This is a genomic window from Polynucleobacter aenigmaticus (assembly GCF_002206635.1).
GTDB classification, from domain to species: domain Bacteria; phylum Pseudomonadota; class Gammaproteobacteria; order Burkholderiales; family Burkholderiaceae; genus Polynucleobacter; species Polynucleobacter aenigmaticus.
Map to the genome: position 1 here is coordinate 282,416 of NZ_NGUO01000002.1, position 14,252 is coordinate 296,667.

At 46.8% G+C, this 14,252-nt stretch carries 8 protein-coding genes; all 8 read left to right on the top strand.

Annotated features, from left to right (window positions below; genetic code table 11):
* The first annotated feature begins 33 nt into the window (after positions 1 to 33).
* Positions 34 to 4,134 (top strand): DNA-directed RNA polymerase subunit beta, encoded by a 4,101-nt coding sequence (gene rpoB / locus CBI30_RS02100; RefSeq protein WP_088526669.1) that lies wholly within the window; start codon positions 34 to 36, stop codon positions 4,132 to 4,134.
* Position 4,135: 1 nt separating this feature from the next.
* Positions 4,136 to 8,398, top strand: a complete 4,263-nt coding sequence (gene rpoC, locus CBI30_RS02105; protein WP_088526670.1) for a DNA-directed RNA polymerase subunit beta' — start codon at positions 4,136 to 4,138, stop codon at positions 8,396 to 8,398.
* Positions 8,399 to 8,574: 176 nt separating this feature from the next.
* Entirely contained in the window at positions 8,575 to 8,955 is a 381-nt protein-coding gene (rpsL, locus tag CBI30_RS02110) for a 30S ribosomal protein S12 (protein ID WP_076024542.1), read from the top strand.
* Between the two features lie 162 nt (positions 8,956 to 9,117).
* Positions 9,118 to 9,588, top strand: coding sequence for a 30S ribosomal protein S7 (gene rpsG / locus CBI30_RS02115; protein ID WP_015420229.1), 471 nt, complete (start codon positions 9,118 to 9,120; stop codon positions 9,586 to 9,588).
* 27 nt (positions 9,589 to 9,615) lie between these two features.
* The gene (gene fusA / locus CBI30_RS02120; RefSeq protein ID WP_088526671.1) at positions 9,616 to 11,718 is read left to right on the top strand and encodes an elongation factor G; all 2,103 of its coding nucleotides are present in this window, start codon (positions 9,616 to 9,618) and stop codon (positions 11,716 to 11,718) included.
* Positions 11,719 to 11,768: 50 nt separating this feature from the next.
* Positions 11,769 to 12,959, top strand: a complete 1,191-nt coding sequence (tuf, locus tag CBI30_RS02125; RefSeq protein ID WP_088526662.1) for an elongation factor Tu — start codon at positions 11,769 to 11,771, stop codon at positions 12,957 to 12,959.
* Positions 12,960 to 13,082: 123 nt separating this feature from the next.
* Positions 13,083 to 13,394: a 30S ribosomal protein S10 gene (gene rpsJ / locus CBI30_RS02130; protein ID WP_088526672.1), complete on the top strand. Its 312-nt coding sequence runs from the start codon at positions 13,083 to 13,085 to the stop codon at positions 13,392 to 13,394.
* A 197-nt stretch (positions 13,395 to 13,591) separates the two neighbouring features.
* Positions 13,592 to 14,248: a 50S ribosomal protein L3 gene (rplC, locus tag CBI30_RS02135; protein WP_088526775.1), complete on the top strand. Its 657-nt coding sequence runs from the start codon at positions 13,592 to 13,594 to the stop codon at positions 14,246 to 14,248.
* The last annotated feature ends 4 nt before the right edge of the window (positions 14,249 to 14,252 follow it).

Genomic DNA, 14,252 nt, shown 5'->3' on the forward strand with positions numbered 1-14,252 from the left:
AATCTTTGTACAGTCGCTGAATTCGGAGATGAAATGAACTACAGCTTCACCGAACGCAAGCGAGTCCGTAAAAGCTTTGCTAAGCGAGTAAATAATCATCAGGTTCCATACCTGATCGCAACGCAGCTGGAATCCTACGCTAAATTTTTACAGGCTGAAAAGCCAGCAATGTCCCGTCTTACAGAGGGACTTCAAGCTGCCTTTACATCAGCATTCCCAATTGTGTCGAACAACGGCTATGCACGCATGGAATATGTGTCATACCAGTTGGCACAACCGCCGTTTGACGTAAAAGAATGTCAACAGCGCGGTTATACATACCACTCAGCCTTACGCGCAAAAGTTCGCTTGATTATTTATGATCGCGAAGCGCCTACTAAGGTAAAAGAGGTAAAAGAGAGCGAAGTCTACATGGGTGAAATTCCACTCATGACAGATAACGGATCTTTTGTTATTAATGGTACTGAGCGCGTGATCGTGTCTCAGTTGCACCGTTCCCCAGGCGTGTTCTTTGAACATGACAAGGGCAAAACACATAGCTCAGGTAAGCTGCTGTTCTCAGCGCGCATCATTCCTTACCGTGGTTCATGGCTCGATTTCGAGTTTGATCCAAAAGATATTCTGTATTTCCGTGTTGACCGTCGTCGCAAGATGCCCGTCACCATTTTGCTTAAAGCAATTGGCTTAAATAACGAACAGATTCTTGCAAACTTCTTTAACTTTGATCATTTCTCATTGAGCGCAAATGGCGCATCAATGGAATTTGTACCAGAGCGTTTGCGCGGTCAAATGGCTAACTTTGATGTGCTCGACAAGAATGGCGTAGTAGTCATTCAAAAAGACAAGCGCATTAATGCAAAACATATTCGTGAACTCGAGGCTGCTAAAACTAAGAACATCGTTGTTCCTGATGACTACTTGGTTGGTCGCGTAGTAGCACTTAACATCATTGATCCAGACTCTGGTGAAATCTTGGCTTACGCTAATGATGAAATCACTGAGGAGTTGTTGGCTACATTGCGTGATGCTGGCATCAAGCAATTGGAAACCATTTACACCAATGATTTAGATTCTGGTGCGTATATTTCTCAGACATTGCGTACTGATGAAACTGCTGATCAGATGGCTGCTCGTATTGCTATCTACCGCATGATGCGTCCTGGCGAGCCTCCAACAGAAGATGCTGTTGAAGCCTTATTCCAGCGCCTGTTCTACAACGAAGATAGCTACGATTTATCTCGCGTTGGTCGTATGAAAGTGAACAGCCGTCTCGGTCGTGCAGAGATGGAAGGCAAAATGGTTTTGTCGGATGAAGATATCCTCGATACCATTAAGTCTCTCGTTGACTTGCGTAACGGCAAAGGCGAAGTCGATGATATCGATCACTTAGGTAATCGTCGTGTACGTTGCGTTGGTGAGTTGGCAGAGAATCAATTCCGTGCTGGTTTGTCACGTGTAGAGCGTGCGGTTAAAGAACGTCTCGGCCAGGCCGAAACAGAAAACCTCATGCCGCATGATTTGATTAACAGCAAGCCAATCTCTTCAGCGATTCGTGAGTTCTTCGGTTCTTCACAGCTGTCCCAGTTTATGGACCAAACCAATCCATTGTCGGAGATCACGCACAAGCGTCGTATTTCTGCTCTAGGACCTGGTGGTTTAACTCGCGAGCGCGCAGGTTTCGAAGTGCGCGACGTGCATCCAACTCACTACGGTCGTGTTTGTCCAATTGAAACTCCAGAAGGACCAAACATTGGTCTGATCAACTCACTCGCGTTGTTTGCGCGTTTGAATGAGCATGGTTTCTTGGAGACACCATATCGTAAAGTTGCTAATAGCAAAGTGAGCGACGAAGTAATGTATCTCTCCGCTATTGAAGAGGCGAAGTACATCATTGCTCAAGCTAACGCGACAATCGATAAGACTGGCAAACTGGCTGATGAATTGGTTTCAGCACGTCAAGCTGGTGAGACCATGATGGTTAGCCCAGAGCGTATCGATTTCATTGACGTTGCTCCTAGCCAGATCGTTTCTGCTGCTGCTTCGCTCGTTCCATTCTTGGAGCACGATGATGCGAACCGTGCCTTGATGGGTGCGAACATGCAGCGTCAAGCGGTTCCTTGCTTGCGTCCAGATAAGCCATTGGTTGGTACAGGTTTAGAGCGTATTGTTGCGGTTGACTCCGGCACTGTTATTTTGGCGTCCCGTGGCGGTATCGTTGACTATGTCGATGCAAACCGTGTGGTGATTCGTGTAAACGATGATGAAACTGCTGCTGGTGAAGTTGGTGTGGATATTTATAACCTCATCAAGTACACCCGTTCAAATCAAAACACGAACATCAACCAACGTCCAATCGTTCAGGCTGGTGATCGCGTAGTACGTGGCGACGTAGTTGCTGACGGCGCTTCTACCGATTTGGGTGAATTAGCTTTGGGTCAAAACATGACTGTGGCATTTATGCCATGGAACGGTTATAACTTCGAAGATTCAATCTTGATCTCAGAGAAGGTAGTTGCTGATGACCGTTACACCTCTATTCATATTGAGGAGTTATCGGTTGTAGCGCGCGACACCAAACTTGGTTCAGAAGAAATTACTCGCGATATCTCCAACTTGGCTGAGTCACAACTCTCCCGTTTGGATGAGAGCGGTATTGTTTACATTGGTGCTGAAGTTGAAGCTGGCGACGTATTGGTTGGTAAGGTAACTCCAAAGGGCGAGACTACTCTCACTCCAGAAGAGAAGCTCCTCCGTGCGATCTTCGGTGAAAAAGCATCTGACGTTAAAGATACTTCTTTGCGTGTTCCATCAGGAATGATTGGTACAGTGATTGATGTTCAAGTCTTCACCCGTGAAGGTATTGAGCGCGATGCACGTGCACAAGCGATTATTCAAGAAGAATTACAACGCTATCGTTTAGATTTAAATGACCAGCTGCGTATTGTTGAGGGCGATGCCTTCATGCGCTTAGAAAAACTGTTGATTGGCAAAGTTGCCAATGGCGGTCCTAAGAAGTTAGCTAAGGGCACTAAGATCGACAAGGAATACCTTGCTGACTTGGATAAATACCATTGGTTCGATGTGCGTCCAGCGGATGAGGAAGTTGCTTCACAAGTTGAAGCGATTAAATCTTCTATCGAAGCGAAGCGTAAGCAGTTTGACGAGGCTTTTGAAGAGAAGCGCACTAAGCTTACCCAGGGTGATGATTTGCAACCTGGCGTAACGAAGATGGTGAAGGTGTACTTAGCCGTTAAGCGTCGTCTGCAGCCTGGTGACAAGATGGCCGGTCGTCACGGTAACAAAGGTGTGGTTTCTAAAATTGCCCCTGCCGAAGATATGCCATTTATGGCGGATGGACGTCCCGTTGATATCGTTTTGAACCCGTTGGGTGTTCCTTCTCGTATGAACGTAGGTCAGATCTTGGAAACCCATTTAGGTTGGGCGGCTCAGGGTATTGGTAAGCGCATTGACGAGATGGTTCGCCAACAAGTCAAGCAAGCTGAACTCCGTAAGTTCATGAAGCAGCTTTACAACGAAACCGGTCGTATTGAAGACATCGACAACTTCACTGATGAGCAAATTACTGTTTTGGCTGAGAATTTACGCCAAGGCTTACCATTTGCGACGCCAGTATTTGACGGTGCTACAGAGGCAGAAATCAGCCGCATGCTCGAGTTGGCATATCCAGAAGAAGTAGCGACTTCTTTGAAGATGACACCATCACGTCAGCAAATGATTCTGTGCGATGGTCGTACTGGTGATCAGTTTGAGCGTCCAGTGACTGTTGGCGTAATGCACGTCTTGAAACTCCACCATTTGGTCGACGACAAGATGCATGCACGTTCAACCGGACCTTACTCGTTAGTAACGCAACAACCACTGGGCGGTAAAGCTCAGTTTGGTGGACAGCGCTTTGGTGAGATGGAAGTTTGGGCCCTCGAAGCATACGGTGCTTCATATGTCTTGCAGGAAATGCTGACAGTGAAGTCCGATGACGTCGCAGGCCGTACCAAGGTTTACGAAAACATCGTCAAGGGCGAGCACACAATTGATGCTGGCATGCCCGAATCCTTCAACGTGTTGGTAAAAGAAATCCGCTCGTTGGGTATTGACATTGACATGGAGCGCAACTGATATGAAAGCATTGCTCGATTTATTTAAGCAAACGCAGGGCGAAGAGCAGTTTGATGTCATCAAAATTGGTCTCGCATCTCCTGAGAAAATCCGCTCATGGTCTTTTGGTGAAGTTCGCAAACCAGAAACCATCAACTACCGGACTTTTAAGCCCGAGCGTGATGGTTTGTTCTGTGCCAAGATTTTTGGACCAACTAAGGACTATGAGTGCTTATGCGGCAAGTACAAGCGCTTAAAGTTCCGTGGCGTCATCTGCGAGAAGTGCGGTGTTGAAGTTACTCTCGCTAAAGTACGTCGTGAGCGCATGGGCCACATTGAATTGGCAGCCCCTGTAGCGCACATTTGGTTCTTGAAGTCATTGCCATCCCGTTTGGGTATGGTTCTTGATATGACTTTGCGGGATATCGAGCGCGTTCTGTACTTTGAAGCATATGTAGTGGTTGACGAAGGCATGACACCTGAAGGCGCAATGAAGCGCGGTCAGATCATGTCGGAAGACGAGTACATTGCCAAAACTGAAGAGTATGGTGATGGTGCATTTACTGCCATCATGGGCGCTGAAGGTATTCGTGATCTCTTGCGCTCGATTGATATCGATCGCGAAGTAGAGACTATTCGTGTTGACCTAAAAGCTACTGGTAGCGATGCCAAGATCAAGAAATACGCTAAGCGCTTAAAAGTGCTCGAGGCGTTCCAGACTTCAGGTATTAAGCCTGACTGGATGATCATGGAAGTGTTGCCAGTATTGCCACCAGAGTTGCGCCCATTGGTGCCCTTGGATGGCGGGCGCTTTGCAACCTCCGATTTGAACGATCTCTATCGTCGTGTGATCAACCGTAACAACCGTTTGAAGCGTTTGTTAGAGTTGCGCGCACCAGAGATCATCGTTCGCAACGAAAAACGGATGTTGCAAGAAGCGGTTGACTCATTACTCGATAACGGTCGTCGCGGTAAGGCTATGACTGGCGCTAATAAGCGTCCCCTCAAGTCCTTAGCTGAGATGATTAAAGGTAAGAGCGGTCGTTTCCGTCAAAACTTGCTCGGTAAACGCGTTGACTACTCTGGTCGTTCAGTCATCGTGGTTGGTCCAACATTGAAATTGCATCAGTGCGGCTTGCCAAAATTGATGGCTTTGGAATTGTTCAAGCCATTTATTTTCAACAAGCTCGAAACTTTGGGAATTGCAACCACTATTAAGGCTGCGAAGAAAGAAGTTGAAAGTCAGACTCCAATCGTTTGGGATATTCTCGAAGAAGTGATTCGTGAACATCCAATCATGTTGAACCGTGCGCCTACATTGCACCGTCTTGGTATTCAGGCTTTCGAGCCAATGCTGATTGAAGGCAAGGCGATCCAATTGCACCCATTAGTCTGCGCGGCATTTAACGCCGACTTTGACGGTGACCAAATGGCGGTTCACGTTCCTTTGTCGCTCGAAGCGCAAATGGAAGCACGTACATTGATGTTGGCTTCGAACAACGTATTGTTCCCAGCTAACGGCGAGCCATCCATCGTGCCTTCACAGGACGTTGTGTTGGGTCTGTACTACGCTACTCGTGACAAGATCAACGGTAAAGGCGAGGGCATGGTCTTCGCAAATATCACTGAAGTAATTCGTGCACATGAGGCTGGCCAGGTTGAATTGGCTTCCCGCGTTGCTGTGCGGATCACTGAGCATGAAATCATCGACAAGAAAGCAGAGGGCGATGCCCGTTTTGCTGAAAGAACCGTGATTTATCAAACTTCAGTTGGTCGTGCAATCTTGTCAGAAATCTTACCTAAAGGTATGACTTTTGAGGAAATCAACAAGCCGCTGAAGAAAAAAGAAATCTCACGTTTGATCAATACTTCATTCCGTAAGTGTGGTCTTCGTGAAACCGTCATTTTTGCTGACCGCCTCTTGCAGTCTGGTTTCCGCTTGGCGACCAATGCTGGTATCTCGGTTGCGATCGACGATATGCTGATCCCAAGCTCTAAAGAGCGCATCATCACTGAGGCTTCTAACAAGGTTAAGGAGTATGACAAGCAATTCATGTCAGGCCTGGTAACCAATCAAGAGCGTTATAACAACGTGGTTGATATTTGGGGTGCCGCTGGTGACCAAGTTGGTAAGGCGATGATGGATGAGTTGTCACACGTTGACGTACTCGACCGTAACGGTAAAACTGTACGCCAAGAATCCTTTAACTCCATCTACATGATGGCGGATTCTGGTGCGCGTGGATCTGCAGCGCAGATTCGTCAGTTAGCTGGTATGCGTGGTTTGATGGCGAAGCCAGATGGCTCGATTATCGAAACTCCAATTACTGCGAACTTCCGTGAAGGTTTGAACGTGTTGCAGTACTTCATCTCAACTCACGGTGCTCGTAAAGGCCTAGCTGATACGGCGTTGAAGACAGCAAACTCAGGTTACTTGACACGTCGTTTGTGCGACGTTACTCAAGACCTCGTGGTGATCGAAGATGATTGCGGAGCAACTTCTGGCGTAACAATGAAGGCGCTTGTTGAGGGCGGCGAAATTATCGAAGCCTTGCGTGATCGTATTTTGGGTCGCGTATGTATCGGTGACGTCGTTCATCCAGACACACAAGAAATCATTGTTACTAACGACACATTGCTAGACGAAGATCATGTTGATGAAATCGTTTCTTTGGGCATTGATGAAGTTAAAGTTCGCACAGTGTTGTCTTGCTTAACTCGCTTCGGCTTGTGCGCTAAGTGCTACGGACGTGATTTGGGTCGCGGTGGTTTGGTCAACGTTGGTGAGGCAGTTGGTGTGATCGCTGCTCAGTCCATCGGTGAGCCAGGCACACAGTTGACTATGCGTACCTTCCACATCGGTGGTGCCGCGTCACGTGCATTGGTTGCAAGTAATATTGAAGCCAAGTCCAATGGTGCTTTGAAGTTCTCTGCAACGATGCGTGTTGTGAAGAATGCTAAGGGTGAGCAGATCGTGATTTCACGTTCAGGCGAAGCCTTGATCGTTGACGACAATGGTCGTGAGCGTGAGCGTCATAAGGTGCCTTACGGTGCAACCCTCTCGTTAAAAGAAGGTGCAGTAGTTAAGGCCGGCGCAAGTTTGGCGGCATGGGATCCACTAACACGTCCAATCATTTCTGAGTATGCTGGTATCGCTCGCTTCGACAACGTTGAAGAGGGTGTTACTGTTGCTAAGCAGGTTGACGAGGTAACTGGCCTTTCCACTTTGGTGGTGATTGACGGTAAGCGTCGTAGTGCTGCTAGCAAAGGCGTTCGTCCGATGATCAACTTAGTTGATGACAAGGGCGGAGAAGTAATGATTGCTGGTACAGATCATCCAGTAAACATTGGACTCCAAGTGGGTGCCTTGATTACCGTTAAGGATGGTCAAAAAGTTGAAGTTGGTGAAGTATTGGCGCGTATTCCAATCGAATCACAGAAGACTCGCGACATTACTGGTGGTCTGCCACGCGTTGCTGAATTGTTCGAAGCACGTTCACCAAAAGATGCTGCTGTATTGGCCAAAGTAACTGGAACAGTTTCCTTCGGCAAAGAAACCAAAGGTAAGCAACGTTTGGTTATTACCGATATGGACGGCGAAGCTAATGAATTCTTGATTCCTAAAGAGAAGCAAGTTCTCGTTCATGACGGTCAAGTTGTGAACAAGGGCGAGATGATTGTGGAAGGCCCTGCCGATCCACACGATATCTTGACACTCAGAGGTATTGAAGAGTTGGCGATCTACATCGTTGATGAAGTGCAAGACGTTTACCGTTTGCAGGGCGTTAAGATTAACGACAAGCACATTGAAGTAATCGTGCGTCAAATGTTGCGTCGTGTGCAAATTACTGATGGAGGCGATACTGCCTACATCACTGGTGAGCAAGTTGAGCGTTCGAAACTGTATGACGCTAACGATTTAGTGATTGCGGCAGGTAAGCGCCCAGCTCAGTTCGAGAACGTGTTGCTAGGTATTACTAAAGCATCCTTGTCGACAGACAGCTTCATTTCAGCGGCTTCTTTTCAAGAAACCACCCGTGTATTGACCGAAGCCGCGATTATGGGCAAGACCGATACACTCCGTGGCCTCAAGGAAAACGTCATTATTGGTCGATTGATCCCTGCGGGTACTGGCTTGGCTTATCGCCGTGCACGCAAGGTCAGAGAGCAATTTGATCGTGATCGCGCTCAAATGATTGCCGCCGAAGAAGAAGCAATGGCCGATATGCCTATAGAAATAGAGGCTGAAGTGATTGCTCCTGCTGCGGAGGCAGATCCAAGCTAATTTGGTATTTCTGGCCAGAAATGGCCAGTTTTTTCCCTTGAGGTTGACGGAAAGGGCTGGCCAGGCTAGAATGCTGAGTTCTACTGATTCAGAAGAGGGTCTTTTTGACCTAGGAATTATCTAAGTCATTGATTTTCTTGAAGAAAGCAACAAAGAAGTACTAACCGAGCTATTTTATGCCAACAATTAATCAATTATTACGCAAGCCAAGAAGTCGGCTGATCGTTAAAAGCAAGAGCCCTGCGCTGCAAAACAGCCCGCAGCGCCGTGGTGTATGTACACGTGTGTACACAACCACTCCTAAGAAGCCTAACTCTGCGCTGCGTAAAGTAGCTAAGGTTCGCTTAACCAATGGTTTTGAAGTGATTTCATACATTGGTGGTGAAGGCCATAACCTCCAGGAACACTCAGTAGTGTTAATCCGTGGTGGTCGTGTAAAGGATTTGCCAGGCGTTCGTTACCACATTGTTCGTGGCTCACTTGACTTGCAAGGTGTTAAAGACCGTAAGCAGTCACGTTCCAAGTACGGTGCAAAGCGCGCTAAGAAAGCTGCTTAATAGCAACTTAAAGTATTTGTAGTAAGTCTTCGTTTGTCAGACTTAAAAGACAAGTAAGTGGCCGTTCCGTCTAGCAATTGATGTATTTCGATCGCTAGATAGTAGGACGGCCGGAGCGGGTGAGCCATGTGGGCCGCCCCTAACTGAACTGAAGGAGTAGTTATGCCACGTCGTCGTGAAGTTCCCAAACGGGAAATCTTGCCTGATCCAAAATTCGGCAATGTAGAAGTAGCTAAATTCATGAACGTCCTGATGTTGGACGGAAAGAAATCGGTTGCAGAGCGTATCGTTTACGGTGCCTTTGATCACATCGAGAAAAAAGCAAACAAAGAGCCACTCGAAGTTTTCTCAACAGCTATGGGCAACGTTAAGCCAATGGTTGAAGTGAAAAGCCGTCGTGTTGGCGGCGCTAACTACCAGGTTCCTGTTGAAGTTCGCCCGTCACGCCGTTCTGCTTTGGCAATGCGCTGGGTGCGCGAAGCCGCTAAAAAGCGCGGTGAGAAATCGATGGCACAGCGTTTGGCCAATGAATTATTAGAAGCTGCAGAAGGTCGCGGCGGAGCAATGAAGAAGCGTGAAGAAGTTCACCGTATGGCAGAAGCTAACAAAGCTTTCTCACATTTCCGCTTCTAATCGCACAGCAAAGAAAAGGTACCAACAGTGGCACGTAAAACCCCTATCGACAGATACCGTAATATCGGCATCTCTGCGCATATTGACGCAGGTAAGACAACAACAACAGAACGCGTTTTGTTCTACACCGGTGTTAATCACAAAATTGGTGAAGTGCATGATGGCGCTGCAACCATGGACTGGATGGAGCAAGAGCAAGAGCGTGGTATCACGATTACTTCTGCTGCTACTACTACGTTCTGGAAGGGTATGGCTGGTAATTTTCAAGAGCACCGCATCAACATCATTGACACACCAGGCCACGTAGACTTTACTATTGAAGTTGAGCGTTCAATGCGCGTTCTCGATGGTGCTTGCATGGTTTACTGTGCTGTAGGTGGTGTGCAGCCACAATCTGAAACCGTTTGGCGTCAAGCGAATAAGTATCGAGTTCCCCGTTTAGCATTTGTAAACAAGATGGACCGTACAGGTGCAAACTTCTTCAAGGTCTACGACCAGATGAAGTTGCGTTTGAAGGCCAACCCCATCTTGATTCAAATTCCTATTGGCGCTGAAGAAAACTTTAAAGGCGTTGTGGATTTGGTAAAGATGAAGGCCATCTATTGGGATGAGGCTTCACAAGGTACTAAATTTACTTACGAAGATATTCCTGCAGAATTACAAGCCTCCGCTGAAGAGTGGCGTGAGAAGATGCTTGAAGCTGCTGCTGAAAGCTCAGAAGAGTTGATGGAAAAGTATCTCGGCGGCGAAGCGCTCACCGAAGAAGAAATTAAAGCAGCATTGCGTCAGCGCACTATCGCTAATGAAATCATTCCAATGATGTGCGGAACGGCTTTCAAAAACAAAGGTGTTCAGGCGATGTTGGATGCAGTAGTTGAACTGTTGCCTTCACCATTGGATGTTCCACCAGTTCCTTGTGAGCTGGAAGATGGAACCCCTACAACGCGTAAAGCATCCGATGATGAGAAGTTCTCTGCATTAGCATTTAAGATCATGACTGACCCATTTGTTGGCCAGCTCATTTTCTTCCGCGTTTACTCTGGAATGATGAAGTCTGGTGACACCATCTATAACCCAATTAAGGGCAAGAAAGAACGTGTTGGTCGTTTATTGCAAATGCATGCGAACCAACGTGAAGAAATTAAAGAAGTTTACGCAGGCGATATCGCTGCAGCGGTTGGCTTGAAAGATGCAACTACTGGTGAAACATTGTGTGATCCAGATAGCATCGTAATTTTGGAGCGCATGGTATTTCCAGAGCCAGTGATTTCTCAAGCAGTTGAGCCAAAAACAAAACCAGACCAAGAAAAAATGGGTCTTGCTTTGAATCGCTTGGCACAAGAAGATCCATCATTCCGCGTTAAAACAGACGAAGAGTCTGGCCAAACAATTATTTCTGGAATGGGCGAGCTCCATTTGGAAATTTTGGTTGACCGTATGCGTCGTGAGTTCGGTGTTGAAGCAACTGTTGGTAAGCCACAAGTGGCCTATCGCGAAACGATTCGCAAAGTTTGCGAAGAAGTTGAAGGTAAGTTTGTTAAGCAGTCCGGCGGTCGTGGTCAGTATGGTCACGTTGTATTAAAGCTGGAGCCACAAACTCCAGGTAAAGGTTTTGAATTCGTTGACGCTATTAAGGGCGGTGTAGTTCCTCGTGAATACATCCCTGCAGTAGAAAAAGGAATTCGTGAAACATTGAACTCGGGTATTTTGGCTGGTTATCCAGTTGTAGATATCAAGGCAACCTTGTTCTTCGGGTCATACCATGATGTCGATTCCAATGAAAACGCATTTAAGATGGCGGGCTCAATGGCATTCAAAGATGGTATGCGTAAAGCATCTCCTGTCTTGCTTGAACCAATGATGGCTGTTGAAGTAGAAACACCAGAAGATTTCATGGGTAACGTCATGGGCGACCTCTCATCACGTCGCGGTATTTTGCAAGGTATGGATGACATTCCAGGCGGCGGAAAAATTGTTCGCGCTGAAGTGCCGTTGGCAGAGATGTTTGGTTACTCAACTAGCTTGCGCTCGTTGACCCAAGGTCGCGCTACCTACACTATGGAGTTTAAGCATTACACCGAAGCACCTAAGAACGTTGCTGAAGCAGTCATGGCTGCTAAAGCGAAGTAATTTATCCACATTATTTTGATTATTGACTAGCTAAAGAAGGCAGACAAAAAATGGCAAAAGAAAAGTTTCAGCGGACAAAACCGCACGTAAACGTTGGCACCATTGGTCACGTTGACCACGGTAAAACCACATTGACAGCAGCAATCGCAACCGTGCTTTCAAAAGCATTTGGTGGCGAAGCTAAAGCATACGATCAGATCGATGCTGCTCCAGAAGAAAAAGCACGCGGTATTACGATTAATACTGCACACGTTGAGTATGAGACAGCGAATCGTCACTACGCACACGTGGATTGCCCAGGACATGCTGACTACGTTAAGAACATGATTACTGGTGCTGCCCAAATGGACGGCGCTATTTTGGTTTGCTCTGCAGCTGACGGCCCAATGCCACAAACTCGTGAGCACATCCTCTTGGCACGCCAAGTAGGTGTTCCATACATCATCGTATTTTTGAACAAATGCGATATGGTGGATGATGCTGAGTTGTTAGAACTCGTAGAAATGGAAGTTCGTGAGCTTCTTTCTAAGTACGACTTCCCAGGCGATGACACACCAATCATTCATGGTTCTGCTAAGTTAGCACTTGAAGGCGATGAAGGCCCAATGGGCTCACAGGCCATCATGAAATTGGCTGATGCTTTAGATACTTATATCCCAACTCCAGAGCGTGCTATTGACGGTGCGTTCTTGATGCCAGTAGAAGATGTGTTCTCTATCTCCGGTCGCGGTACTGTTGTAACAGGCCGTATCGAGCGCGGTATCGTTAAAGTAGGCGAAGAGATCGAAGTAATCGGTATCAAGCCAACAATCAAGACTACTTGTACTGGTGTTGAAATGTTCCGCAAATTGCTCGACCAAGGTCAAGCAGGCGATAACGTGGGCATCTTGTTACGCGGTACAAAACGTGAAGAAGTTGAGCGCGGCCAAGTATTGGCTAAGCCAGGTTCAATCACTCCACATACTCACTTTACTGCCGAGGTTTACATCTTGGGTAAAGACGAAGGTGGCCGTCATACTCCATTCTTTAACAACTATCGCCCACAGTTCTACTTCCGCACAACGGACGTGACTGGTTCAATCGAGTTGCCAAAAGACAAAGAAATGGTGATGCCTGGTGATAACGTCACAATTACCGTAAAACTCATCGCACCAATCGCGATGGAAGAAGGTTTACGTTTTGCGATCCGTGAAGGTGGCCGTACTGTTGGCGCCGGCGTGGTTGCAAAGATTTTGGCTTAAGTTTTAAGTATTAATTAGTAAAAAAATTTAGCGGTTTGCTAACCGGTGACGTCTGTGCTGCAGATGTCACCGTGCTCTTTAGAAACATAACGCGGCAGCACCGCAACGCTCTTTGGAATTAATATGCAAAACCAAAAAATTCGTATTCGTCTTAAAGCATTTGATTACCGTTTGATCGACCAGTCTGCAGCTGAAATCGTTGATACAGCTAAGCGTACTGGTGCAGTTGTTAAGGGTCCAGTACCTTTGCCAACGCGTATTGAGCGTTTTGACATCTTGCGTTCACCACACGTGAACAAGACATCACGCGATCAGTTAGAGATTCGTACTCATCTACGTTTGATGGACATCATTGATCCTACAGAGAAAACAGTAGATGCTTTGATGAAATTAGACCTTCCAGCAGGTGTGGACGTCGAAATTAAGTTGCAATAATTTGGTATTTCTAGTCTTAGCGCTTGCCAAGATTAGAGTTTCGGGATAGAATCTAAGGCTTCGCTCAATTATTTGGGTGAATACTCAGGTTTTATCAGCAATTAAAATGTTGTAAGTTATTGATTTAGAAGTACTTTTACTTGTAAATCACTTAAATTAATTTTGCCGACCAATCGAAGTCGGCGTGGAGCATGAATATGAGCTTAGGCTTAATCGGTCGCAAGATCGGCATGACCCGTCTTTTTACGGACGAAGGGGAAGCAATTCCTGTCACCGTAATTGACGTGAGCGACAACAGAATCGCTCAAATCAAGACCCAGGCAACTGATGGCTATGATGCTATCCAGTTAGCGCATGGCACACGTAGAGCTACACGCGTTACCAAAGCAATGGCTGGACACTTTGCCAAAGCAGGTGTGATGGCTGGTAACGGACTCAACGAATTCCAATTAGATGCTGCAAAAATCGCAGAAATGACAACAGGCCAAGTAATTCCTGCTGACACTGCATTTGCAGCGGGCCAAAAAGTGGATGTGCAAGGCGTAACGATTGGTAAGGGCTATGCCGGTACCATTAAACGTCACCACTTTAAATCTGGTCGCGCATCACACGGTAACTCACGTTCACATAACGTGCCAGGTTCTATCGGTATGGCGCAAGATCCAGGTCGTGTTTTCCCAGGTAAGCGCATGACAGGCCACCTTGGTGATGAGACACGCACTGTACAAAATTTAGTCATCGCACGCATTGATGCAGAACGTAATCTCATCATGGTTAAAGGCGCTATTCCAGGTGCCCCAGGCGGTAAAGTTATTGTTACTCCAGCGGTGAAGACACCGTTGAAGAAGAAATAAGGAG